This window comes from Paraburkholderia oxyphila NBRC 105797, assembly GCF_000685075.1.
GTDB lineage: Bacteria > Pseudomonadota > Gammaproteobacteria > Burkholderiales > Burkholderiaceae > Paraburkholderia > Paraburkholderia oxyphila.
This window is the reverse complement of the sequence record NZ_BAYD01000010.1, coordinates 95,283-118,222: the sequence shown is the minus strand read 5'-3', so window position 1 is coordinate 118,222 and position 22,940 is coordinate 95,283. Positions and strand designations below refer to the sequence as shown.

The window sequence follows — 22,940 nt, the reverse complement described above, 5'->3', positions numbered from 1 at the left end:
CGCGGACGCGATGATATAGTCCTGCCCCATCGCGTCCGTTGCTGTCGCCACGTCGACGTGCATGGTCGGATCGTAGGCGCTCAACGCCGCTTTGACCATTCGACTGTGAAAAGCGAATTGTTCTTTATCGGCCTGTGCACCCGTAAAGAGTTTGAATATCCTACACTCTCGCCTTCGCGACGGCCGCTTCGTCCCAGACGAGACCAACCCCCGGGCAGTCTGGCGCGGTGACAGTTCCCTTGATGACCCTGGGGGGTTCCGCCAGTATTTCCCCGGCGACATCGAGGAATTCGAGCCAGTGGCGCGTGGGCGTGACTGTCAGCAGATGCGAGCTCGCCTCCACGAAGCAATGGCTCGAAAAGTTCTTGCCGGTTACTTGCGCCAGAGCTGCAGCCCGCAGCCAGCCGGTCACGCCGCCGATCATCTGCACGTCGCACATGACGTAGTCGCTGGCATTGGCGCGGAGTGCCCGTTCCATATCGAAAACGCCGGAGAAGTTCTCCCCGATCTGGAGTGGAGTTTTCAGCTCGGCGGCGATCTGGGCGAAGCCCGTGAAGTCGTCACAGCGGATCGGCTCCTCGATCCAGGCCAGTCCTTCGCTCTCCAGCGCATGGCCGCGACGCAGCGCTTCGGCTAGCGTGAGACTCTGGTTGTAATCGACCATCAGTTCGACATCCGGCGCGGCCGCACGGAAAGCACGTACTGCGGCGAGGTCTTCCGCGAAGGTCGGCCAGCCGATCTTGAACTTGATGGCGGCGAAACCGGCCGCCAGTGACTTTTCGGCTTCTTCCGCGGCGGCCGGGGCGCGGATCATGCCAAGGCTGTTATAAGCCTTGAGCGGCTGCGGGCGGCCGCCAATCAGCGTCGCGAGAGGTAAATTGGCGGCGATGGCCAGTGCATCCCAGAGCGCGACATCGAGGCCGGAGATCGCTGTGTTGGCGAGCCCGTGTGAACCGCCGATCAGTGTAAAGCGCGAGCGCATTTCCTCGTGACGCTCGACTGGAACCACCTTCTGCCCAACCAGCGTAGCACCAAGATCGAGCACCAATGTCTCCATGGCTTTCAGCGCTACGGGACTGTTGGCCATCAGATATGCACGGCCCGTGATGCCCTCCTCGGTGTGGAGATCGATCAGCACCAGGGGCGCTTTGGGGAACGCGCCCGCGGGGGTCACGAGCGGCGTTTTTAGCGGTGCGAGGACGGCACGCGCCTGTACTTCGCGAACAGTGAGGTCTGCCGAAAAACTGGACATGGAATCCCTTCCTTTTAGTTGTGCTGTACGCGCGTCGACAATGACGGTGACATCGCGTCGATCAGTTTCGTGCTGCGGCCAGGTCGTTGCGGGCTGCCTGCGACAACGCTGTCAGGTCCACCGTGGTCGAAATCATGTTGAAGCCCTGGGCGGCGCGTTGGGCGAAAAGGGTCGCAGACGAGAGCACAGCAGCGCCGATCCCGGCCTTCTTTGCCGCAGCAACGATCGTCGCCACGGCATGATCGAATGCCGCTTCGCCATCGTTGTCGCGCGGAGGCAGACCGAGCGCAACCGACATGTCGTACGGCCCCAGGAACAGCGCGCCGACGCCGGGGATCGCGGCGATCGCCTCGACATGGGCCAGGGCATCCTCGGTCTCGATCATCGGGATCACAAGCACGCGGCCATTCGCTTCACTGAAATAGGACGCGCCGTCGCGCAGACCCACCCGCATGGGTCCAAAGCTGCGGCGCCCCTCTGGTGGATAGCGGCACGCGTCTACAGCAGCTTGCGCGTCGGCGGGCGTGCGGATCATCGGGATGATCACACCGTCCGCACCGGCATCGAGAACACGGCCGATCATCGCCGGTTCATTCCAGGGCACCCGCACAATCGACTGACACGGCGTCGCATCAATCGCCCGGATCATCTCGAGAGCAGTCGCATAATCCATGCAACCATGCTGCATGTCGATGCAAACCCAATCGAAGCCCGCGCGCGCCATGGCCTCCGCACTCAGTGCACTCGGTATGCCGCACCATCCGCCCACGGCGGTACCGCCCTGCGCCCAGATAGCTCTCAGGGATGGCCGCGCTTTAAGCCCGTCCTTGGTCTTCGCAACGCTGACATTCGAATAAGACATGATGGACTCCATCTGTTTTCAATCGTCCAGGAAAGCCGTTCAGCCGAAGCGCGCTGCCATGTTCACAAGCGCGTCTTGCCAAGCACTTCGGGATTGATCGGATTGGGCGGATGCCCCGCCTGCGGCCCTTGGCCCAGACCTGCGATCAGATTGTCGGCAGCCAGGTTGGCCATCGCGCGGCGCGTCGCCTCAGTCGCACTCGCGATATGCGGCGTCAACACGACATTCGGCACCGACAGGAGATCCGGATGCACGCGCGGTTCACCCTCGAACACGTCAAGGCCGGCCGCGCCGATGCGCCTCGCGCGCAACGCTTCAGCAAGCGCCGCGTCGTCGACAATACCGCCGCGCGCGATATTGGTGAGTGTCGCTGTGGGCTTCATCTGCGCGAGTTCAGCGGCGCCGATCGTGTGACGGTTCTCAGGCGTGTACGGCAGGACGAGAACAACATGGTCCGAGGCGCGCAGCAGTTGCTCCTTCGACGCATACTCCGCATTCAACTCTGCTTCGATATGCGGCGCCACGCGCGTACGGTTGTTGTAGATGACGCGCATGTTGAAGCCGCGTGCGCGGCGCGCGAGCGCCTGTCCGATGCGGCCCATACCGACAATGCCGAGGGTCGAGCCTTGAATATCGGTACCGAGAAAGGCGTCGTACTGAAACTTGTGCCACTTGCCGGCGCGCAGCCAGTGTTCCGACTCGGTCACGCGGCGCGCCGCGGCCATCATCAGCGCCCAGCCGAAGTCGGCCACCGATTCGTTCAGTACGTCGGGCGTGTTGGTGCCGAGGACATTGACCGCATTGAACGCGGCGATGTCGAAGTTGTTGAAACCCACCGCCATGTTCGAAACGACGCGCAAGCGCGGCGCTGCCGCGAGCACCGCAGCAGTAATCGGCTCGCCCGCGGTCAGTGCGCCGTCCTTGTCCGCCAGGCGCTGGACCAGTTCGTCGACGGTGAGTGCGTTGCCCTGGTTCCAGTCAACTTCGAAATAGTGTTTGAGCCGGTCGATCACGTCCGGAAAGGTCGGACCGGCTACCAGAATCTTCTGCATGTTCTATCTCCACGCTTTGCGCAACGACGAACGGCGCCGCGCGTAATCAAACGAAACTCCCAACCCACACCGCACCGACGCATCGTCCCCGTGGCCTTCGGTCTCCCGTTGGACATGGCGGCACCGGCGCGATGCGTATGTGACGGATGTGACGACGAACCAGCCAGTGTTAGGCTCTGCGCTTCTTTTCAACTCGTGCGTCAAGCGTAACGTCTGCCCAGAACCACAACTGCAAGGAAACTTCCAAACCCGGGTTTTTCGGGCACCGCTGCCGATGTCCTCGTCACCGGGGCGCGCCGGCACGACTTGCGTCATGGACATCGCGCCGGATTCGGTGCTCGACGCCGATTCACGCACACACGGTTGCCAATCGGTCGCGGAACTCAAAGTAACAGGCGGTCACAGCGGCCGGGGCCTGAACTTGCGGGTAGTGTCCGACGCCAGGCAATTCCGTGACATCGGAACGGGGCACCAGCTCGCGATAGCGCTCGACCATGTGGCTACCCGAGATAGGGTCAACAGGGCCGACGATCAGCTTGAGCGGAATCTCCGCCGCCTGGAGCGCGCCAACCCATCTTTCCCGATGCTCGATGCGATCAGGGATGTAATTGATGAGTTTGTGCATGATCCGCTCGCCATGCTGTTCACGCAGCACATCCCACATGGAGTCGAGCGTTTGCGCATCCGCCGGATATTGACTCCCGAATACCGCGCTCATGTTTTCAGACAGCTTTCTTCGGGTCGTCAGCAAGGAGACGAGCGGCCCGATCGGCGAAAGCAGGAGCGACTGAAAACGCACGCGCCTGTGCGTTTCAGGGAAAAGGCCACCATTGAGGAAACAAACACTCCGCAGTCGTGGTCGATCGGAGCATTCAATATCTCTGGCTAACATTTCCTGCGCCACCGAGTCCCCGTAGTCATGAGCCAGAATGTGGAATTCACCGACGCCACGCATTGCCAGGAATCGATCGTAAAGATCGGCCTGATCGAGGATCGAGTAGCGGTAATCACGCGGCTTGTCCGAATGACCGAAACCGATCATATCTAGCGTGAGCAATCTATAACGCTTGAGCAGATCCGGCCAGACGTGTAGCCAATCCCACGAAGCCGTCGGAAAGCCATGGATTAAAAGGAGAGCAGGGGCATCCGCTCTCCCTTCCTCGCGCCAGAAGATCTTGTGGCCACGGTAGGTAAAGTGGTCTCCCCTGGCTTTCCAGGCGTCTGTGCTTTGGGTCATGTCTCTTTCCTCGAACGGGCAAACTCGATGGGTTCGCCTTTATATTCTGGACTGCGTATCGTTGTTGCGGAGATCCGCCAATCGATGCGCGATCACGATTATCAGGTGGGCCATTTCAATGCGCGCTTCGGGTACATTCAGCGCGCGTATTCATCGAACGCGAGAATGGGAGAGCTCCCTCTCCCGAAAAATTCGTGTCCGCCCCGGACCGACTCCCTACGAACGATAACTGTCGTCAACCCGGTCGAGTTTGCGAATCAGCGCCGGCCACACAAACGAGCCTCCGACTCCGTCCGTCTGAACATCTTTCGCCGAAGCCGCTGTGGCCAGAATATCCCGGTCCACAAGCGTCAGTTCGCCTCCCGCCTGTGCTGACAACTGGATCTGGCACGCAGTCTCGAAGATGTACATGCTCAGAAATGCATCTGCAATGGTCCTTCCGACGGTCAGCAAGCCATGATTCCTGAGCATCAGATAGTTGGCGTGCCCAAGGTCGTCCTGAAGGCGCGGTTTTTCGTCATCTCGAAGCGCTACGCCCTCGTAATCGTGATATCCGAGTGAGTCGAGCACGAACGTCGATTGCTGGGAAATCGGCAACAGGCCGTTCTTCTGCGCACTGACGGCTACGCCCGCGCGGGTATGTGTGTGCAATACGCACTGCACGTCCTCGCGTGCAGCATGAATCGCGCTATGGATCACAAACCCAGCGCGATTGACCTCGAACTCCGAGTTCGACAGCCGCTGGCCTTCGGTATTGACCATGATGAGCGACGATGCGGTGACCTCTTCGAACAGGAGCCCGTACGGATTGATCAGGAAACGATGGTCGGGACCAGGCATTCGCGCGCTGATGTGCGTAAAGATCAGATCGGTCCAGCCATGCAGCGCCACGAGGCGATAACATGCCGCGAGGTCGCAGCGGAGTTGCCATTCGTCAGCACTGACGGTATTTTTCAGCGACGGGATTCGCATGATGTCTCCCTGAAATTGTGAAGGTTGGATCGGGAACCGTTGACGGATGCAACGTCGTTGCTTTGAGCGTCAACTTGACCACAGAGTACAAAAGCGCCTATCTTCAGACCGCAAGATATCTTCCAGTTCTCGCGTTTCTTCCGGCCGAATCGAGGTTTCAAATGACTTTCATCGCACAGGCATCTGACGAGATGCGCGCGAATCCCTGGTTCGGCTCGCTGGCTCGGGCCACGCAGCAGGCTCTGCTCGAGGGTTGCTGGACAGTTCAGCTCAAGTCCGGGGAATACCTGTTCCGGCGAGGAGATCGGCGAAACGGGTTCTATGGCGTCAACAAGGGACGTCTGAAGGCGTCCACGCTCAGGGAAAACGGCAGGGAGGCCATTCTTGCCGTTATTGAAGCGGGTAACTGGTTCGGCCAGATGTCGATGATCAGTGGCGCTCCCCACGCGCACGATGTCGTGGCCCTCGAGAATGCAACCGTCCTCGCGGCCAGGCCCCAGACATTCGAAACCCTGATGAACGATGCGGCTTTTGCCAAAGCCATTGCGCAGCTCCAGGCTATCCACACGAGCTGGCTCTATCGAATCATCGACGACTCGGCGGCCTATTCCACGCGGGCGCGTATAGCCAGGAGGCTGGTTCTGCTGGCTTCCGGCGACATGAGCGCGGCCTCGGCGAGTCGCGATGAGATTGCGCTGTCGCAGGAAATGCTGGCGATGATGCTGGATATCACTCGCCAGACTCTCGCTATCGAACTGAAGGCGATGGTTGCCAAAGGCGCGATTTCGCTTCACTACGGCCGCATACAAATACTTTCAAGAGAGGCCTTGCTGAAGCTCCAGGAGGATAACTGACAAACCGCTCAAGCGAGATCTGGCCTTCTTCTCTTTCCTTATCCACGCGGGTCGTCTTTCATGAAAAGCATGACAACGCTAGCAATCAGGAGAAGAACCGAGCAGGAATAGAGCCCGGCATCGAGGCTTCCTGTCGACGTTTTTATCAGGCCAATTGCGTACGGACAGATGATTCCGGAAACGGCGCCCAGGGTGGTAACGATTGCGATACCCACGGCCATTGATTCCCTGCGAAGCACCGACGTCGCCACGGCCCAGAAAACCGGGAACGAGGAGATCACTGCGGCCAGAGCAACGGAGACCAGTGCGATAGAGGTCCAAAGCGATCCTTGCGTCCAGTTGCTGAAGGAAAGCGCCACGGCACAAAGCAGCACGGCAAATGCAAAGTGCCATCGCCGCTCCCGGGTCCTGTCAGAGTGGCGGCTGTACCAGATCATTGCCACAATTCCGCAGGCGTAGGGAATGAGGGAGAGCAAACCAATTCGCTGCAGGCCCACGGCGCCGGCCCGTTCGATCATCGACGGCATCCAGAAGCTCAACGCATAAGCGGCGCAATTCATGGCGAAATAGAGCGCCGCAAGTCTGAAGACGCGCAAATCGCGCAAGACGTCACGAACATGAGTAGTTTCCGCCGGGGCGCTGCGTGAATTTTCTGCGAGGTCTCGCGCAATGGCATCTTTTTCCGCAGCAGAAAGCCATCTGGCAGCGGACGGCTGATCGACCAGCAAAAGATAAGTTGCGATGCCCAGGAAAACCGTCGGCAGGCCCTCCAGCAGAAACATCCACTGCCACCCGCGCAAGCCGTGAACACCGTTCATGTGTTGCAGCAAGTAGCCCGAAACGGGACCCGAAATCAAGCCGGCTGCAACTGTCGCAGCCATAAAGAAAGCAACGACGCGTGCCCGCCGGTCAGCCGGAAACCATAGCGTCAGGTAAAACAGGATACCGGGAAAGAAGCCCGCTTCGAACACACCAAGGAAGAACCTCGCCACATAGAATTCGAGCGGATTCGCTACGAACAGGGTGCCCATTGATACGACACCCCAGCATAGCATGATGCGAAGCATGGTTTTGCGCGCTCCGATTTTTTTCAGGAGCACGTTACTGGGTATCTCAAAGAGCATGTATCCGACAAAGAACATGCTGGCGCCCAAGCCATATATGGCATCCGAAAAATGCAGATCGAATCGCATCTGCAGTTGGGCATAGCCGATGTTGATTCGATCGAGATAGGCAAGCAGATAGCAGAGAAAGAGTAACGGCACAATTTTTCGCGTTACCTTCTGATATGTCCTTTCCAGATCCGTCGAGGAACTCGTGTACGGAAATGCGGCAATGTCTGACATCTGGAGTCCGTCGCTAAATGTGGGCCACGTACAACGTGCTTGTTGTATCGCTGCTTGCGCAGCACGCCCAGGCCGTCTGGCCGAGAAGGGAATTCGATCGCATATCGAATCCGAATACAGGAGCGTCTTGCAACGCACCGCTCAAATAGCCGTTGGCCTCGCCTTGGCCCTGACATCACTCCTCTTCCGTTTCGTAAGGCAAGGGTAATGGGTGCCTTACCGCGCAACTGCAAGATATTTTGCAATTCCGGGTTTATCTGGAATTTGGGGAGCGCGACCAGGGCGTCCGCGCGTATGCGGAGAACATCGTGTTGCCGTCGACGCTCCGATCGCGCCGCGGAAACCACCGATGGACTTCAAACGAAGCCGTTTAGCGGGTTGATTTTGAGAACAATTAGTCCTAATATCGACTCCATGGCTACCTCCGACAGTTCCCGAACCCACGCTCGCTCCCGCTCCGCTCGTCCCGCCGAACGCGGTCGACCGCGGGAATTCGATGTCGACCAGGCGATCGACACAGCTGCCCGCATCTTCTGGGAGCATGGCTACCACGCAACGCCTGTTGACGCGCTGTGCGACGCGACCGGCGTGTTCCGCGGCAGTCTGTACCGAACCTTCGGCGACAAGCACGGCTTGCTTGTCGCGGCGTTCGATCGCTATGCGGACGGCGCCGTCGCGCGGCTGAAGGAGCGACTGGCCGCCGACATGCCGCCGGCTGACGCGTTGCGCGCAGCGCTGCTGCATTACACGCTGGTCAGCGCGAATCTGCTGGATCGGCACGGCTGCTTCATCACAAACGCGGCCATCGAGTTGCTCCCGGACGACCAGGCCATGCGTTCCCACATCGAGTCGACTCTGCACCGCATCGCGACGCAGTTCAGTCTTGCAATCGCGCGCGGCCAACAAGCGGGCCAGTTCGATCGAAGCCTGGATGCAGAGGACGTCGGACGGTTTCTGCTCTGCATCGTTCAGGGGATGCGCGTACTCGGCAAGATCGACATGGATAAGTCTGCACTCACATCGATCGTGGACATGGCGATGCGAGCGCTGGTCTGAGACGAGCGCTCGCATCGGCTCGCGAACACGATTTCACGGGTGTCGGCAGCCGCCGGCATTTTTTTAGTCTATTTTGAGAACGATCAGTCATGAAATCAGACTCCACTTCATTCGCGTCGCCGATGCGTTATTGGAAGGGCGTCGCGTTGTGTCTGTCGGCTACCGCGCTGATGGGCGCGATGTTTCCCGTAATGACCAACGCGCTGACGCAGATCGATCCATTCACTTTCACGTCCCTGCGCTACCTGATAGCCGGGGTCGCATTCGCGATGCTGCTGCGGCATCGCGAAGGAGCCAACGCGTTCGGGGCGGACGGCCACTCGCTCGGGACTGCGTGGTTGCTCGGATCTGTCGGCTTTTGCGGATTCGGCTCGTTCGTATTTCTCGGACAGCAACTTGCCGGACCGGACGGCGCACTTGATGCTTCGATCATGATGGCGACACAACCGATGATGGGCTTGCTTCTTGGCGCGTGGCTACGACGCAGCGCACCGCCAGTGCTTTCGCTTGTCTTCGTCGCGGTATCGTTCTCAGGCGTCGCGCTGGTGATTACGGGCGGTGATCTGCAGGCCGCCATTCACGGCCCGCAGCACTACGCTGCCAGCGGGCTCATAGTGATCGGCGCGCTGTGTTGGGTGGTCTACACGTTCGGCTCTGCGCGGTTTGCACGCTGGTCAGCGTTGAAGTACACGACGATGACGAGCTGGCTCGGGCTGACTACCATTGTCACCGTCAACGTGATCTTGATTGCGCTGCACGCAGTGCCGGCACCGACGTTGTCAACGCTGCGCTCGATCGCGCCGCACCTGCTCTACATGGGACCCGTCGCCGGGTTCGGTGCGATCCTGTTCTGGGTCTCCGGAAATCGGATCCTCGGTCCGATGAATGGGGTACTGTTCATGGATGTGGTGCCGATCACCGCGTTCGTTGTGTCAGCGTTGACGGGAGTCGTGCCGATGTCGGCGCAGATCGCGGGGGCCACGCTGACCGCCGTCGCACTGATCATGAACAACGTATATTTGCGCCGCCGTTCGTTGAGGATCGCAGCGTCGGCCGCGGCGTGATGGCGGAGACTCCACGCTGCACATGATGACGGCAGCATGGCTCAAGGGCGTACTCGGCGAGCAGCGCTTCGGTAACAGCGTCGGCAGCAACGAATAGCTCGCAAGTTAATCCGTGGCGTCTCGGTGGAGGTTCGCCGCGTTGTCGCAGCGCATCTGCAGAGTGGCCACCGATGGACGCTATGTGCGCGGCTTGCGCGATTTGCTGGTCAGCACCATCGCGATGCCCCCAAGAATCGAAGCGGAAGCCGCGGCCAGGCGCGGCGTGATCGATTCCGACAGGAACGCCACGCCGCCAAATGCAGCGATCAGCGGCACCGACAACTGCACAGTGGCGGCTCGCATGGCGGTAAGCTTGCTCAGCGCCGCATACCAGATGACATACCCGATGCCGGACGTGAGCGCGCCGGAGGCAATCGCAAGGGCGACCCCGGCCTCGTTCGCGTAAGCGCGGGCGTTCGTGAGGAACAGCACGCTCAGCAAGAGGGCAATCGGCGCCGCCCTCGCGAAGTTTCCCGCCGTCGCTGCGAGCGGGTCGGCCACCCCGCGGCCGCGCAACGAGTACACGCCCCACGCGACACCCGCGATCGCCATCAACGCCGCGCCGAGGAACGGCGGTGCCGCGATACCCGGCGACACCAGGTAGACAAGCCCTGCGACTGCCAGTGCGAGACCGAGCCATGCGACGGATCCGAACTTCTCGCCGGAGCGCAAACCCACGCTGAACATCGTCAATTGAACTGCGCCGAACAGAATCAATGCGCCCGTGCCTGCGGACAAGGTGAGATACGCGAAGGAGAAGAAGGCGACGTAAGCAAACAGCATGGCGGCGGCGAGCCAGTCGGCATGGCCGGGCGCGGGCCGTTCTGACCTGAACCGCACGATGACGGCGAGCATGATCGCTCCCGAAACCAGCCTGATGCCGGCGAAGCTGACCGGATCGATTTCCCCCCGCAGCAGTGCGAGCCGGCACAGCAGCGAATTAGCCGCGAAGGCGAGCATCGCCACCGCGGTGAGGACGGTCGTTTGCAAGACGAGCAGGCCACCGCGTGCTTCATGCATGGGTCACGACCAGAACGACCGCCCACGCGAGCGCAATCAGCGCAGTCAGAACCGGCAGGAACACGTGAACATGGCGCGAGGCGCGCGACGGCGGTGGGCCTGCCATCGGGCTCATGCGTCGAAGACGAACGTGCTTTGCAGAGCGTTGGGGTTTTTGATGTCGAGGTCGATGCCGAGTGCGGGATTCTTCGATCGATAGGACGGGGCCTTGCCGACAAACACCGGAGCGCCGGGCACGTCGACATAAATCGCGGCAGTCCGGTTGCCTTGCAGGATGTTGCCGGGTACATGGGCGACAGCCGCGATGGTGTTGCCGCCTGCATCGACGCCGTCGACCGTTCCCTTGTCTATATGCCACGCGACAATGGTGGTGCAGGTACCGTTGTCAGGGTCCTCGCCGATCCAGCAGGGGCAAAGCACCTTGCCGTTGCAAACTTCGAGAAGACGACCTTCCAGGTGATAGCTCATACGAACCTCCATTGAAGGCACGCGAACACCGACTTGTCGCCGCGGGGTGCAGCCGCAATAAATTGTAATCTCCCCGCTGCGGGTTGCAACAAGTCAGGTTCGTTGACGGCCAAGCAGTTCGATAACGGTCTGGCCAGCGGTCGAATCGATGCCGAGCGTCCTTTAAGCCAGATTCACGCTGCAGAAGGGCCCGCTGACCGGATGGCAATACGCCGGTGGTGGACAGCCAGCGCTGCCTCGCCGCCGCTCGTGGCGTGAAAGAGTCCAAGCTGCTCGAACTCCTCTTGCTGCAGCGGCGTGATGGCGATATCCGTGTAGGCGTAACGATCCGGTGCCTTTATGACTTCCCTGAGCATGGCCTCTGTCCTGAGGTAGAAGCGCAGATATTTTGTCATCTTGAGAGCGGTCTCACTCAAGTAGCGCGGATAGAAGCGAAGCGGCGATTCGACCGGCAGCCCCCAACGGCGGTCACGGCGGTGTTTCATCCGCAGGGCACCCCCTTCGAGCGGATGCACACCCTCGTGCTCGATCATCAGTCTGAACCAGGCGATGGTGCGCATGATTGTCTTCGGTCGGCCGTTCGGGATCTGCGCTGCCCGCTTGACGATCGTGCGGATGTGGTCGTACGAGTAGAACGCGCTCCAGGCGCACCGATACGCTTCTTCCCATTCAGCGTCCGACATTTTCGGATGGTGCGTGACGCGGTGGTTGGTGTCGTATTTGTTGATGTCGGGGTCCATCCATTCAGCGTTCCTTACCATCGTCTGATGATCCTCGGAACCCGGAAGCGGCGTGAGCATGAAGAATTCGAGAATGTCGATCGGCAATTCACGCTTGATGATCTCGATGTCGCGCAGGATCGATTCTTTCGTGTCCGCCGGGAATCCGATGATATAGCCAGCGTAGGTAATCGCGCCGTGAGCGCGCCACATCTGCAGCATGGCGCGGTATTCGGTGATCTTGTTCTGCCGCTTCTTCGCCGCGATCAGATTCTCGGGATTGATATTCTCAAGCCCGATGAACACGCGACGCACACCCGCGCGCGTGGCCTTCTCGATGAAGCCTGGAATCTTGTGACAGAGCGTGTCGACCTGGATCGTGAAGCCGCAATGAATGCCTTCCTTTTCCCGAAGTTCGATGACGCGGTCGAGAAGGATCTCCCAGTCGTGGTTGCGGGCGAAATTATCATCCGTGACGAAGAACCGGTCGATGCCCTGCTTTGCGTTCTCGCGGATGATCTTCTCGAGATCGTCGGGAGTGCGAAAGCGGCTCTTGTGTCCCTGCACGTTGATGATGGTACAAAACGAGCACTGATACGGGCAACCACGACCGAGGTCGACCGAGGTATAGGTACCTGCCGTGCGTTCGATATGCTTGCGCGGCAAGAAGGGCTGGGGAGCCCCTTCGAGCGAGGGCAACGCGTCCATGAAATTGTACAAGGGCTTCATTGCACCATTCCACGCGTCGAGAAGGACTTCATCAAAACGCTGTTCCTCGGCCTCCCCAGCGAAGAGCGCCACCCCCATTGCTTGTGCTTCCTTCAGCTCAGTGGGCATCTTGGGCAGCATGGAGATGCAGCCAGAAACGTGGAAGCCACCGATCGCAACCGGCAAGCCTGCGGCGCGGAACTGGCGGGCGAGGTCGAGTGCGCGCGGGTACTGGTTCGACTGGACACCGACCAGACCAATCATTGATCTCCCGCCCTTTGCCTTCAGGTCACGAATGATGCGCTCTGGCCACACCCGCTGGTTGGTTTCGTCGCATGTTTCGATGTCGAAGTGAACATCAGGGCCCAGCAGCCTTCGCTTTCGCGCGTCATCAGCGAGCGCATACATACAAGCGAGTGTATTGGAAGGCATGACCGAGCGGAGCCACTGGATCGGATAGCCGTCGTCGTCGTAATGGGTCGGTTTGATGAGGACGAGAGAGAATCGGGAACTGTCAGGAATCGAGTACATCGTGTCCATTGTGTCCATGGTGTGCTCTGTAGCCCTGTCTGGAAGTCACAAAACCGTGAAGGTCGTCCGTCTTCAGAAAATCGGAGATGGATCGTGAACTGGCAAGCAGTACAACAACCCGCATCCTACCCGCCGGGCCGCCTGCTGTGTAAACAATGCCGCAGGCGCCTGGTTTTATGCCTTCCGCATGTGAGACGGCGATTTCGCGGATGGCTTCAGCCGATCACGGCCCGGCCGACTTTATGCAAAGCATCGCCGAGCGCATCAAGCGAAAGCGAGCCGATTGCCAATCGAAGTGCATGAGGCGCGTTCGGCATGGTCGAAAACGGCTCGGCCGTCGTCACCAGAACGCCGTCACGCTCCAGATCGGCCGCGACACGGTCGGCGCGCAGATCGTCGGGCAGCTCGAGCCACAGGTAATAAGACCTGGGGTGCGCGACGATCGATGCGCCGCGCAAGATGCGGCGCGCCAGCACCTGCCTGCGCCGCGCATCCTTGCGCTTTTGATCTTCGAGCGTATCGACGATCCCGCCTTCGATCCACTGACACGCCAAGGCGACGGTGAGCGAGGGCGTATTCCATGTCGACACGCGAATGGCCCGCTCGAGCGCCGGCATCAGGCGCTCCGGCGCCGCCACGAACCCCACCCTCAATCCCGATGCCACGCTCTTTGACAACCCCGATACGTAGACGGTCCGGTCGGGGGCGTGCGTGAAGACAGGCTTGGGTGCGGGTTCGGCAAGGAAAGCGTAGGCGCCGTCCTCGATGATGAGAAAGTCATGCCGCTCAGCGAGTTCAGCCAGGCGAACGCGGTCCGGCTCGCTCATCACCCAGCCTAGCGGGTTGTGCAGCGTCGGCATCGCATAGAGGGCGCGCACGGGACGTTTGCGGCACAGTGCGTCGAGCCGGTCCAGATCCAGACCGCCACCCATGCGCGGGGGCAGCGGCGCGAGGTCGAGCCGGTGCAACTGCGCCATCGCTTTCATCCCGGGGTAGGTCAACGCGTCAATCGCCAGGATGTCGCCGGGCTGGAGCAGCCCCATGACGGTCACGGCCAGTCCCTGTTGTGCACCGTTGACGATCAGGACCTGTGCGCCGGGCACCCGCATGCCGCGATTGCGCAGATGCCTGGCAATCGTCTGGCGTTCGTGACTGCGCCCGCCTTGCGGCGCGGAATGCAGCAGGGCATCGAGATCGCCGGAGGCCGCAAGGTTGCGCAACCCGGTACGCAGCAACTCGACCTGACCCGGCAGCGACGGGTAGTTGAAGGTCAGGTCGATTGCGCCGGAGGGTGCCGGATTCTGCTCCAGCCCCAGCCCGCGCGGCAGCGAGGTATCGCGCACGAACGTGCCTCTGCCCACTTCGCCGACCACCAGCCCGATGGCTTCAAGTTCGCCATACGCGCGCGAGGCGGTCGCCAGGGCGACGCCGTGCAGCTTCATCAGCGAGCGGATGGTGGGCAGCCGCGTGCCAGGCGGCAGTGCGCCCGCGCGAATGCGGGAGGCCAGATCGTCGACGATGGATTTGTACCGGGATTCGCCCATGGCATGTATCTAGAACAATTCTTTGTTTGTATCGCCGGCAAAGATTACTCTGCGACCTCCATCAACGCAAACGCCTCCCCGCATGATCGAGACATCCACCTTATTGGTCTTCGCGGCCGCCGTGATGGCGCTCTTGCTGTCTCCCGGCCCGAACATGGCTTTCGTGATGGTGCATGGCATGGCCTATGGGCCTGGAGGCGGCGCGGCGGCTGCGCTGGGCATTGGCCTGGCTGACCTGATCCTCACCGCGCTGACGGCGACCGGCGTGACCGCGGTGGTCGCGGCATGGCCACCGTCGTTCGACCTGATCCGCTACGCCGGTGCGGCTTACCTGCTGTGGATGGCCTGCAAGGCCGTGCGCCGGCCAGGTGAACTGGAGCAACTGGCCGCGTCCCAGTCAACGCTGCGCTCGGTCTTCGTGCGCGGCGCGCTGAACAGCCTGTTGAATCCGAAGGCATTGCTGTTCTTCATGGTCTTTCTGCCGCAATTCGCCGATCCTGGCAAAGGCCCGGTCGGGCAGCAGTTGGCCCTGCTCGGCTGTACCCTGACCGCTATCGCTACGGTTTTTCACACGCTGCTAGGTGCTGTTGGCGGCTCGGTGTCCCGCTTCCTGGCCCGCCACTCGGGAGCGGCCAGGCTCCAGTCCCGCGGCCTGGCCGCTTTACTGGTGCTGCTGGCGGTTCGGCTGGCCGTGATGTCCCGCCCCCTTTGAGTCGCCAGACGAAGCGGCGCCCAACCCCATCGCATGGAGAACCGTGAATGTACATCGCAGCCTTTATCTACAAGCCGGGCGAGGCCGACGAGGAGTTTCACCGCCTGAGCGCCATGATCGATGAAGTGGCGACCAGCCTGCCCGGCTTTGTCGGCGCGGAATCCTGGCGATCAGCCGACGGAAGCTTGGTGAACGCCAGTTATTACTGGCGAGACGAAGCATCGCTCAAGGCGTTTGCCACGGCTCCACAGCATCTGGACGCCAAGCGACAGTTCCGGAAATGGTACGGCGGATACCACGTCGTGATATCGAAAGTGGAGCGAGCGTATGGAGATGGGGCGTTTGAGCACTTCGTGCCCGACTCGAGGCAGCCGAAAATGCGTTGATTCAAATCGGTCACAATTTTAACGACTCCGGCCAAACACACCGGGCCGCAGCCGTCCATAAATAGCCATTGGACGGCTCGACCAAGAATTGATCGCCATCCAGTGGTCTAAACTTCGTGACAGTTGACGCCTGATTGCATCAGTGCGGGATCGGTCGAGTGCGGGAGCGAGAATGGGCAAGCCCTCCAGAACAGCGTTGTTCTCCGCAGTCCGCATCTGGGACTCGGCAACCGTCGCCGCATTATTGAGCGCGGCACCGGAGCTCGTCGCGGCAAGTGACCCCAATGGAAAAACGGCTCTGCATTGGGCGTGCTCGGTGAAGCCTGGCAGCAGCCCACAACTGGTCGAGCCGAATGGCATCAGGACCGTCAAGATCTTGCTCGATGCAGGTGCGGATCTCGAACAGGCCGTGCCGATGGATGAGGACGAAGGCGATTTTCGCGCCACGCCGCTATGGTATGCGGTTGCCCGTGGAGAGAATTTTCCTCTCGTCGAGTTCCTTCTGCAGCGTGGCGCCAACGCTAGCTATTCGCTTTGGGCGGCCGTATGGCGTGACGACGAACGCGTATGCCGCGCACTGTTGAAATCCAGACCCGAGCTGAATCTCAAGGCCCATGGCGAGACGCCGATCTTTTACGCCGCGAGGCTCAAGCGGCTCGCCACGCTGGCCCTGTTGATCGGCGCCGGGGCGGATCCGTCGATTCCCGATTCAGCAGGTCGCGACAGCGTGGCGATCGCTCGGGAACGCAAGCTACCGAATGAGATGATCGAACAGATGGTTTCGCTACTGCGGCGCAAGTCAGGCGGCCGTGCCTGATCGGTAAATGGCGATGGGCTGTTCATGGCCGGTAGCGGGCCGCTCACGCCATGACCCAACTGGGCGGGCTGTGCCGCTCAGTCGCTCGAAGCGCCAAAGCAGCGGCCGCACGAACGCGCCTGGCCCAAACGCAGGCGCCCGGCACTGACGGTCGCCTCTCCGCCGCATTCGCATCGGCAGACCCACAAGCCATTGCCAGCGTACCGCTCCGTCGTCAACTGGCCGAACACCTCGCCGCCGCGCAGCGCGGGCGAGCCCGGTCGCGACCGCCACACCCGACGCTGCTCGAGGCAGCCGCAATCCCGCGTCTGGCCGCGCTCCACCGCATCCAGCCTGGCGCTCACATAGCCGCCGCATTTGCACCTCCAGAGCCACACCTCAGCGCCGCAGTACTGAACCGCGACAAGTTCGCCGAACCTGCGGCCAGCGACATCGCGGCTCGGCGGGAAGGGCCATGCAGGCGGCAAAGGGGGAGGGATGCGCGGGTTCACGAGAGGTCAATGGGATTCGGCATTCTGCATTCAAGCATAACCGCTTTCGACTCCAGGGCTCGCGGCTGGGCAAAAATGGGGATAGAGCGCTCATGCAGGGTCGATGTGGGGCTGCATCGTTACGGGACGCGCGTGCGCATTATGGCACCGCGCGTATAGCCGCTGTGCCCATGGCGCGTGTCCGGCGTTACCCGCGTTCGCGCAGCGGCTCGAGCAAGCCCTTCAGGCCGTTGTGGTCCATCTCGTGCATCAGCGCGAGCAGGCGGCCGAGTTCGCCCCGTGGAAACCCCTCGCGTGCAAACCAGTTAAGGTAGTTGCCGGGCAGGTCGGCGATGAGTCGGCCTTTGTATTTGCCGAAGGGCATGGTGACGCTGACAAGGCGTTCAAGGTCTTGAGCTTGCATCGGCCTATTATGCCGGGCTTTCCGATTCCCGCGCGCCCGGCCCGGCGATCTACGGCATGCTGGCTGGTCCAGGAATCCCCCATCGGCGCAGGGCCCGAACTGTCGGTACGCCGCAGACAATGGACGGCGAAGCTGTCGGCGCGCCACCACCACTTCGCGGGTCATGGTCATGCGCGCGGCTACCGTGCAGGCCCGACTCGATCGTGCAATGCCGCGTCCCACCCGGGGCGCGGCACACGGCGCGAACATGGCACACCCTGTGCTAAAGGTTCTGTGGCCCCCCCGATATGCTAAGATTTTAAGCATCGCTGCGCGCAAATGTGGCGTGCGATCGATTGCTTTTCTCGGATGTATGAAGAGGAGAAGCGACCATGAAAATCCTATGGGTCGATGACCACGAAATTCTTTGTGTCGCGCTTTCCGAATATGTCCAAACACACGCGTCGGAGCTGAGCGCGACCCCCATCGACATCACGCCCGTCTTTACGCTTGCCAGCGCGCTTGAAGAAGTCAACAAGACGCCTCCACCGGACCTGGTATTCCTGGATCTCAATCTCGATGGCGAGAACCGTGGCGCCGCGACACTCGAGCATTTCCAGGCCGGAAATCCCTCCAACGTTCCCGTGGTCATCTGCACAGGACTGGCGCCTGGAAGCGATCATGAAGTGGAAATTTTGCGCATGTGCATGCGTGACTACGCCGCTCGAGGCATCCTGTTGAAAGGTGGCGCGCACAAAAAAATGTTCATTGGACTGAGCAGGATTCTGGGAGGGGAGCTCTGGATCCCGGAAGAAGTCTTGCTCCGCTTTGCCTGCTCGACACAAGCGCCCTCAGCTAGCCAGAATCAGCATCACCTTGGGCTTTCTCCGCGAGAGTGGGACTTGGCGCGTTGCATTGCACGTGGCCTCTCGGGGAAACAGATCGCAAGAGAGCTTGGCGTTTCCGAGGGACATGTCAGGCAGGTTTCTTGTGTTATTTACGACAAACTTCAAGTCAGAAACCGCGTTGAAGCGGCACTTCGAGTCAACGCCGAGCTAGCCCTTGGAAGAGGGCAAGCCGATACGCGACTGCCGTGACGATCTCTGCTACACCGCGCTCCCTGGTCCCCTGCCATCACCTTTACGCGCCTTCGGCCGACGTTTTGGGCTTGTGTTTTGCAAGTGTGGTCAATAAGGTCCGTTCAGAAACCGGTTTCGACAAAAGCTTCATGCCACTGACGGCGACTGTCTTGAGCACAGCTGACGAGGTGTCGCCCGACCACAGGATCGCAGGGATCGACGTGTCGGTAGCCGCGCGGACCGCCGTGATCGCAGCAATACCGTCCTCGTTTTCCAGCCGGTAGTCGGAGAGGATGAAGTGTGGGCCGCTTGCCAAAGTCGCGATGCGCAACTGCCCGATGACGTCGGATGACGATGCCCCTGCCACGACGTAGCAGCCATGCTCGATCAGGCGCATCGATATTTCGATCCTCAAGTCGCGATTGTCTTCGATGATCGCCACGACCATATTGGTCAAGTCCGGGTCGCCGTCTTCAACCGTTTGAACCTCGAGCAACTCCGGCGGTATGAGTCCCATGAACGGGACCGTAACCGAAAAGCGCGATCCCCGCCCGGGTGTCGAGTCCACCTCCAGTTTGTGACCCAGAAGGTTCGCGAGCCCCTGGACAATCGACAGACCCAGCCCGAAGCCTTTTTCGCGATTCCGCTCGGGATTACCGACCTGTACATAGCTCTTGAAGATATCCGCCTGCCTGCCTTCAGGAATACCGATCCCGTTGTCCCACACGCTTATCTTTACGCGGCTGTCTCGCCTCTGGCAACTCACCAGAACATGCCCCGTCTTGCCTCCCTGCCCGGAAGGCGTGTAACGGACCGCGTTGATCACCATATTCCGGACGATCCTGTCCAGCGCATGTCGATCGGTACGGACCAGATAGGGGCGGCTATGGAGTCTTAACTTCAGCCCCTTCGCCTCAGCCAGCGGTTGCATATCCACGACGATGCCGCGTAAGAGGGAAGGCAGCGCCACCTCCTGAACTTCTACATTCCAGGTGCCGGACTCGAGGCGGCAGATATCCAGGGCCCCGTTAATCATCCCTTCCATCGCATCCACTTGCCTTTGCGCAAGCGAGACGTCTTCAACCAGACGGGTCGATTTGATGCTCCGCTCGATGAAATTCAGCTTCAGGCCGAGCGTGGTGAGCGGTTGGCGCAAGTCATGGCTTATCGCCGCGATAAGCAGGTTCTTCTCCGCCTTTGCCGCTTCCGCCCGCTCTCGCGCCTCATCGAGAATGATCTCTTTAACACATGCACGTTTCTGCGTGTAGAAAATAAACCAGGCGAGGAAGCAATAGCCAACGAGCTGGGACGTATAAAAAACCAGCATTCCTGGCCGGTAAATCAATAGAGGGGGGGCCAGGCTAAATCCGAACGGGATAGCGCCGAGCAGGAATGAACCTAAATTCGCCCGAAGACTGGGGGCGAGCAGCAGCAAGGTGAATGTATGGCTGATTAGCGTGTACTCGAGGAAGCCAAGACTGGCCAATTTGATGTAAGGCGCATGGCTCGAAAAATCGGGTGGGGTTAGCCCAAAGCTACCCGTCGCCCACCAGAACGATGTCAATGTGACGGCTGCAGCCCATGTCCAGTGCATCTGCTCGACCGCGTTGACGCTGGCGTGCTTCGGGAGCGCCATGGTCTTTTTCAGTAAGTATGCTGCCAGAGGAGTGGCGATCCCCCACAGTCCCAGGACCCACGCGATACGGAACCAGCGATAGCTATCCGACGTTTTGATCCATGATCCATAGATGCACAGCAGCGAGGCTCCAACCGACACTAGCACGGTCCAACATAGCGCTCGACGGGACAGCGACTTCAATAATTTATGTTTGACTAATAGATTCTGCTCGGTGCTGAGTGTTGCAACGGGTCCCAGAAAGGGATTCACCATTTCTGCGAATCTGCGGAGCTCGACTTTGCGAGTCGTTTGACCCGCGCACAGCGACGTTCTGGCATCGGGATTTTCGCCCGCGTCAGAATCGCGAGGTATTCGAGTACAGGACGCCATAGCAGGCCTCCGCGAATCAAGTACAGCGATGCTCCGTTGCGCCGGTTTTGTGTTTCCTCTGCCATCTCTTTCACCGGCCTTCGGTCAATGTTCCTGGCTTATGTTCTGCAAGTATGGTCAATAAGGTTTGCTCCGAATCCGTTCCCGACAAAAGCTTCATGCCACTGGGGGCTATTTTTTTGAGCGCAGTTGACGAGGTATCCCTTGACCACAGGATCGCAGGGATCGAAGCGTCGGTCGCCGCGCGGACTGCCGCGATCGCAGCAGCACCGTCCTCGTTTTTCAGCCGGTAGCCGGAGAGGATGAAGTGTGGACCGCTTGCCAAAGTCTCGATGCGCAACTGCTCGATGACGTCGGATGATGATGCGCCCGCCACGACGTAGCAGCCATGCTCGATCAGGCACATCGATATTTCGATTCTTGAGTCGCTATTGTCCTCGATGATCGCCACGACCATATTGGTCAAGTCCGGGTCGCCGTCTTCAACCGTTTGAACCTCGCGCAACTCCGGCGGTATGTGACCCACAAAGGGAACCGTAATCGAAAAACGCGATCCCCGCCCGGGTGTCGAGTCCATGTCCAGTTTGTGACCCAGAAGGTTCGCGAGCCCCTGGACAATCGACAGACCCAGACCGAACCCTTTTTCGCGATTCCGCTCGGGATTATTGACCTGTACATAGCTCTTGAAGATATCGGCCTGTCTGCCTTCAGGAATACCGATCCCGTTGTCCCAGACGCTTATCCTTATGCGGCTGTCTCGCCTCTGGCAACTCACCAGAACATGCCCCTGCTTTCCGCGCTGCCCGGAAGGCGTGTAACGGACTGCGTTGATCACCATATTCCGGACGATCCTGTCCAGCGCATGCCGATCCGTACGAACCAGATAAGGGCGGCTATGAAGTCTTAACTTCAACTCCTTCTCCTGAGCCAGCGGCTGCATGTCCATGACGATGCCGCGCAAAAGGGAAGGCAGCGCCACCTCCTGAACTTCCACATTCCAGGTGCCGGACTCGAGGCGGCAGATATCCAGGGCCCCGTTAATCATCCCTTCCATCGCATCCACTTGTCTTTGCGCAAGCGCGACGTCTTCAACCAGATCGGTCGATTTGAGGCTGCGCTCGATATAGTCCAGCTTCAGGCCGAGTGTGGTGAGCGGTTGACGCAAGTCGTGGCTTATTGCAGCAATAAACTGGTTTTTCTCCGCCGTTGCCGCTACAGCCTGAGATCGCGCCTCCTCGAGAACAACCTCATTGACACATGTGCGTTGCTGATCGTTGCAAATGAACCATGCGATGACGCAATAGCCAATGACTTGAGCCGAATACCAGTCAAACATGCCTGGCCGGTGAACAAATAGCAGTGGCGCCAGGTTAAATGCGAATGGGACAGTGCCAATCACGATTGCACCTAACGCTGCACGAAAACTGGGTGCGAGCAACAGCAAGGTAAACGCCTGGCTGATCATCGTCATTTCCACGAAGCCATACCTGGCCAGTCTAAAGAAATAACCGTGGAGCATCACAAAGCTGGGTGGGGTTAGCCCAAAGCTGGCCGCCGCCCACCAGAACGATGTCAGCATGACCAGCGCAGCCCAGGCCCAGTGCATCTGCTCGATCGCGCTGACGTCGGCGTGCTTCGGGAGCGTCTTGGTTTTTTTCAGCAAGCAGGCGGCGAGGGGCGCGACCATCGCCCACAGTCCCAGTATCCAGACGATACGGAACAAGAGATATATGTCTGATGTTTTGATCCACGCTCCACATGCGAACCAGAACGGGCTTGCGGCCAACAGTAGCGCGATCCAATAGACCGATCGGCGGGACAGCAATTCCAATAACTCGCGTTTGACGAGGAGATGCTGCTCAGCACTGAGTGCTGCAATCGGTCCGACGAAAAGATTCATCCATTCAGCGAATTTGCGGAACCCGATAGTGTGAGCCGTTTCACCCGCGCACAGTGATGTTCTGGCCCCGGGTTTTTCGCCGGCGTCGCAATCATGTGATCGTCGAGTACAGGACGCCATAACCGGCCTCCGGGAATCAGGTGCAGCTATACCCCATTGTGCTAGCGGTCCGCCAGCAAGTCGATGGACAAGTGTTCTGTTTTTGGCCGAACAAAAGTTCTGGTTCTCGCGGGTGATCGCTACCTGAAACCCGACGTGTGTCACGCTCTCGACAAGTCGCGCTAGCGAATAATCGTCAATCGGCACCGAACATTTATTCGCCCGCAAAGGAACATTTAATGCCGAACATCAAATGATCGACGTCGTTACAACTGACGCGGTTACACGCCGTAATAATGCAACATAATTCGACACAAGGAGGGCGTCAATCACCGTACTTCA

At 60.0% G+C, this 22,940-nt stretch carries 20 protein-coding genes; 7 read left to right on the top strand and 13 right to left on the bottom strand.

Going from position 1 to position 22,940, the window contains the following annotated elements; genetic code table 11:
• Positions 1-160: 160 nt before the first annotated feature.
• The 5 genes from BO1_RS09395 to BO1_RS09375 form a co-directional block, all read right to left on the bottom strand.
• Positions 161-1,252 (bottom strand): enolase C-terminal domain-like protein, encoded by a 1,092-nt coding sequence (locus BO1_RS09395; protein WP_028217338.1) that lies wholly within the window; start codon positions 1,250-1,252, stop codon positions 161-163.
• 61 nt (positions 1,253-1,313) lie between these two features.
• On the bottom strand, positions 1,314-2,114 hold the full coding sequence (locus BO1_RS09390) for an HpcH/HpaI aldolase family protein (protein WP_043284337.1): 801 nt from the start codon (positions 2,112-2,114) through the stop codon (positions 1,314-1,316).
• Positions 2,115-2,176: 62 nt separating this feature from the next.
• A complete protein-coding gene (locus BO1_RS09385; RefSeq protein WP_028217336.1) occupies positions 2,177-3,166 on the bottom strand; it encodes a 2-hydroxyacid dehydrogenase in 990 nt (329 codons plus the stop codon).
• Between the two features lie 349 nt (positions 3,167-3,515).
• Positions 3,516-4,403: an alpha/beta fold hydrolase gene (locus BO1_RS09380; RefSeq protein ID WP_028217335.1), complete on the bottom strand. Its 888-nt coding sequence runs from the start codon at positions 4,401-4,403 to the stop codon at positions 3,516-3,518.
• Positions 4,404-4,619: 216 nt separating this feature from the next.
• Positions 4,620-5,375, bottom strand: coding sequence for a class II aldolase/adducin family protein (locus BO1_RS09375; protein WP_028217334.1), 756 nt, complete (start codon positions 5,373-5,375; stop codon positions 4,620-4,622).
• A 161-nt stretch (positions 5,376-5,536) separates the two neighbouring features.
• On the opposite strand from BO1_RS09375, the gene BO1_RS09370 reads away from it, so the two are divergent.
• Complete coding sequence (locus BO1_RS09370; RefSeq protein ID WP_043284277.1) at positions 5,537-6,229, top strand: Crp/Fnr family transcriptional regulator; 693 nt, start codon at positions 5,537-5,539, stop codon at positions 6,227-6,229.
• 38 nt (positions 6,230-6,267) lie between these two features.
• Here the strand turns inward: BO1_RS09370 and BO1_RS09365 are convergent, their stop codons facing one another.
• On the bottom strand, positions 6,268-7,575 hold the full coding sequence (locus BO1_RS09365) for an MFS transporter (protein ID WP_028217332.1): 1,308 nt from the start codon (positions 7,573-7,575) through the stop codon (positions 6,268-6,270).
• 414 nt (positions 7,576-7,989) lie between these two features.
• Here BO1_RS09365 and BO1_RS09360 point away from each other — a divergent pair, with 414 nt between their 5' ends.
• On the top strand, positions 7,990-8,631 hold the full coding sequence (locus BO1_RS09360) for a TetR/AcrR family transcriptional regulator (protein WP_028217331.1): 642 nt from the start codon (positions 7,990-7,992) through the stop codon (positions 8,629-8,631).
• 89 nt (positions 8,632-8,720) lie between these two features.
• Entirely contained in the window at positions 8,721-9,695 is a 975-nt protein-coding gene (locus tag BO1_RS09355) for a DMT family transporter (RefSeq protein WP_043284275.1), read from the top strand.
• Positions 9,696-9,872: 177 nt separating this feature from the next.
• On the opposite strand, the gene BO1_RS09350 is transcribed toward BO1_RS09355, so the two are convergent.
• From BO1_RS09350 to BO1_RS09330, 4 genes are all read right to left on the bottom strand, one after another.
• On the bottom strand, positions 9,873-10,754 hold the full coding sequence (locus tag BO1_RS09350; RefSeq protein ID WP_028217329.1) for a DMT family transporter: 882 nt from the start codon (positions 10,752-10,754) through the stop codon (positions 9,873-9,875).
• A 111-nt stretch (positions 10,755-10,865) separates the two neighbouring features.
• Positions 10,866-11,222 (bottom strand): DUF1326 domain-containing protein, encoded by a 357-nt coding sequence (locus BO1_RS09340; RefSeq protein WP_028217328.1) that lies wholly within the window; start codon positions 11,220-11,222, stop codon positions 10,866-10,868.
• Positions 11,223-11,395: 173 nt separating this feature from the next.
• On the bottom strand, positions 11,396-13,198 hold the full coding sequence (locus BO1_RS50330) for a B12-binding domain-containing radical SAM protein (RefSeq protein ID WP_218002795.1): 1,803 nt from the start codon (positions 13,196-13,198) through the stop codon (positions 11,396-11,398).
• Between the two features lie 197 nt (positions 13,199-13,395).
• Complete coding sequence (locus BO1_RS09330; protein WP_028217327.1) at positions 13,396-14,724, bottom strand: aminotransferase-like domain-containing protein; 1,329 nt, start codon at positions 14,722-14,724, stop codon at positions 13,396-13,398.
• Positions 14,725-14,806: 82 nt separating this feature from the next.
• On the opposite strand from BO1_RS09330, the gene BO1_RS09325 reads away from it, so the two are divergent.
• The 3 genes from BO1_RS09325 to BO1_RS09315 all read left to right on the top strand — a co-directional run bounded on the left by BO1_RS09325 (position 14,807) and on the right by BO1_RS09315 (position 16,639).
• The gene (locus BO1_RS09325) at positions 14,807-15,436 is read left to right on the top strand and encodes a LysE family translocator (protein ID WP_028217326.1); all 630 of its coding nucleotides are present in this window, start codon (positions 14,807-14,809) and stop codon (positions 15,434-15,436) included.
• Between the two features lie 47 nt (positions 15,437-15,483).
• On the top strand, positions 15,484-15,822 hold the full coding sequence (locus BO1_RS09320; protein WP_028217325.1) for an antibiotic biosynthesis monooxygenase family protein: 339 nt from the start codon (positions 15,484-15,486) through the stop codon (positions 15,820-15,822).
• A 172-nt stretch (positions 15,823-15,994) separates the two neighbouring features.
• The gene (locus tag BO1_RS09315; RefSeq protein WP_084687849.1) at positions 15,995-16,639 is read left to right on the top strand and encodes an ankyrin repeat domain-containing protein; all 645 of its coding nucleotides are present in this window, start codon (positions 15,995-15,997) and stop codon (positions 16,637-16,639) included.
• Positions 16,640-17,317: 678 nt separating this feature from the next.
• On the opposite strand, the gene BO1_RS09305 is transcribed toward BO1_RS09315, so the two are convergent.
• Complete coding sequence (locus BO1_RS09305; RefSeq protein ID WP_028217322.1) at positions 17,318-17,533, bottom strand: DUF3820 family protein; 216 nt, start codon at positions 17,531-17,533, stop codon at positions 17,318-17,320.
• Between the two features lie 371 nt (positions 17,534-17,904).
• Between BO1_RS09305 and BO1_RS57265 the strand changes: the two genes are divergently transcribed.
• Positions 17,905-18,609, top strand: a complete 705-nt coding sequence (locus BO1_RS57265; protein WP_028217321.1) for a LuxR C-terminal-related transcriptional regulator — start codon at positions 17,905-17,907, stop codon at positions 18,607-18,609.
• 43 nt (positions 18,610-18,652) lie between these two features.
• Here the strand turns inward: BO1_RS57265 and BO1_RS09295 are convergent, their stop codons facing one another.
• Entirely contained in the window at positions 18,653-20,482 is a 1,830-nt protein-coding gene (locus tag BO1_RS09295) for an ATP-binding response regulator (RefSeq protein WP_167338323.1), read from the bottom strand.
• Positions 20,483-20,669: 187 nt separating this feature from the next.
• Positions 20,670-22,499 carry a sensor histidine kinase gene (locus tag BO1_RS56265; protein ID WP_028217319.1) on the bottom strand — a complete coding sequence of 610 codons (1,830 nt, stop codon included), beginning with the start codon at positions 22,497-22,499 and terminating at the stop codon, positions 20,670-20,672.
• Positions 22,500-22,940: the final 441 nt, after the last annotated feature.

Excerpts from the sequence above, each read along its gene's own strand:
- BO1_RS09395 (WP_028217338.1), bottom strand. The coding sequence starts at position 1,252 with ATGTCCAGTTTTTCGGCAGACCTCACTGTTCGCGAAGTACAGGCGCGT.
- BO1_RS09390 (WP_043284337.1), bottom strand. The coding sequence starts at position 2,114 with ATGTCTTATTCGAATGTCAGCGTTGCGAAGACCAAGGACGGGCTTAAA.
- BO1_RS09385 (WP_028217336.1), bottom strand. The coding sequence starts at position 3,166 with ATGCAGAAGATTCTGGTAGCCGGTCCGACCTTTCCGGACGTGATCGAC.
- BO1_RS09380 (WP_028217335.1), bottom strand. The coding sequence starts at position 4,403 with ATGACCCAAAGCACAGACGCCTGGAAAGCCAGGGGAGACCACTTTACC.
- BO1_RS09375 (WP_028217334.1), bottom strand. The coding sequence starts at position 5,375 with ATGCGAATCCCGTCGCTGAAAAATACCGTCAGTGCTGACGAATGGCAA.
- BO1_RS09370 (WP_043284277.1), top strand. The coding sequence starts at position 5,537 with ATGACTTTCATCGCACAGGCATCTGACGAGATGCGCGCGAATCCCTGG.
- BO1_RS09365 (WP_028217332.1), bottom strand. The coding sequence starts at position 7,575 with ATGTCAGACATTGCCGCATTTCCGTACACGAGTTCCTCGACGGATCTG.
- BO1_RS09360 (WP_028217331.1), top strand. The coding sequence starts at position 7,990 with ATGGCTACCTCCGACAGTTCCCGAACCCACGCTCGCTCCCGCTCCGCT.
- BO1_RS09355 (WP_043284275.1), top strand. The coding sequence starts at position 8,721 with ATGAAATCAGACTCCACTTCATTCGCGTCGCCGATGCGTTATTGGAAG.
- BO1_RS09350 (WP_028217329.1), bottom strand. The coding sequence starts at position 10,754 with ATGCATGAAGCACGCGGTGGCCTGCTCGTCTTGCAAACGACCGTCCTC.
- BO1_RS09340 (WP_028217328.1), bottom strand. The coding sequence starts at position 11,222 with ATGAGCTATCACCTGGAAGGTCGTCTTCTCGAAGTTTGCAACGGCAAG.
- BO1_RS50330 (WP_218002795.1), bottom strand. The coding sequence starts at position 13,198 with ATGGACACAATGGACACGATGTACTCGATTCCTGACAGTTCCCGATTC.
- BO1_RS09330 (WP_028217327.1), bottom strand. The coding sequence starts at position 14,724 with ATGGGCGAATCCCGGTACAAATCCATCGTCGACGATCTGGCCTCCCGC.
- BO1_RS09325 (WP_028217326.1), top strand. The coding sequence starts at position 14,807 with ATGATCGAGACATCCACCTTATTGGTCTTCGCGGCCGCCGTGATGGCG.
- BO1_RS09320 (WP_028217325.1), top strand. The coding sequence starts at position 15,484 with ATGTACATCGCAGCCTTTATCTACAAGCCGGGCGAGGCCGACGAGGAG.
- BO1_RS09315 (WP_084687849.1), top strand. The coding sequence starts at position 15,995 with ATGGGCAAGCCCTCCAGAACAGCGTTGTTCTCCGCAGTCCGCATCTGG.
- BO1_RS09305 (WP_028217322.1), bottom strand. The coding sequence starts at position 17,533 with ATGCAAGCTCAAGACCTTGAACGCCTTGTCAGCGTCACCATGCCCTTC.
- BO1_RS57265 (WP_028217321.1), top strand. The coding sequence starts at position 17,905 with ATGAAAATCCTATGGGTCGATGACCACGAAATTCTTTGTGTCGCGCTT.
- BO1_RS09295 (WP_167338323.1), bottom strand. The coding sequence starts at position 20,482 with ATGGTGAATCCCTTTCTGGGACCCGTTGCAACACTCAGCACCGAGCAG.
- BO1_RS56265 (WP_028217319.1), bottom strand. The coding sequence starts at position 22,499 with ATGAATCTTTTCGTCGGACCGATTGCAGCACTCAGTGCTGAGCAGCAT.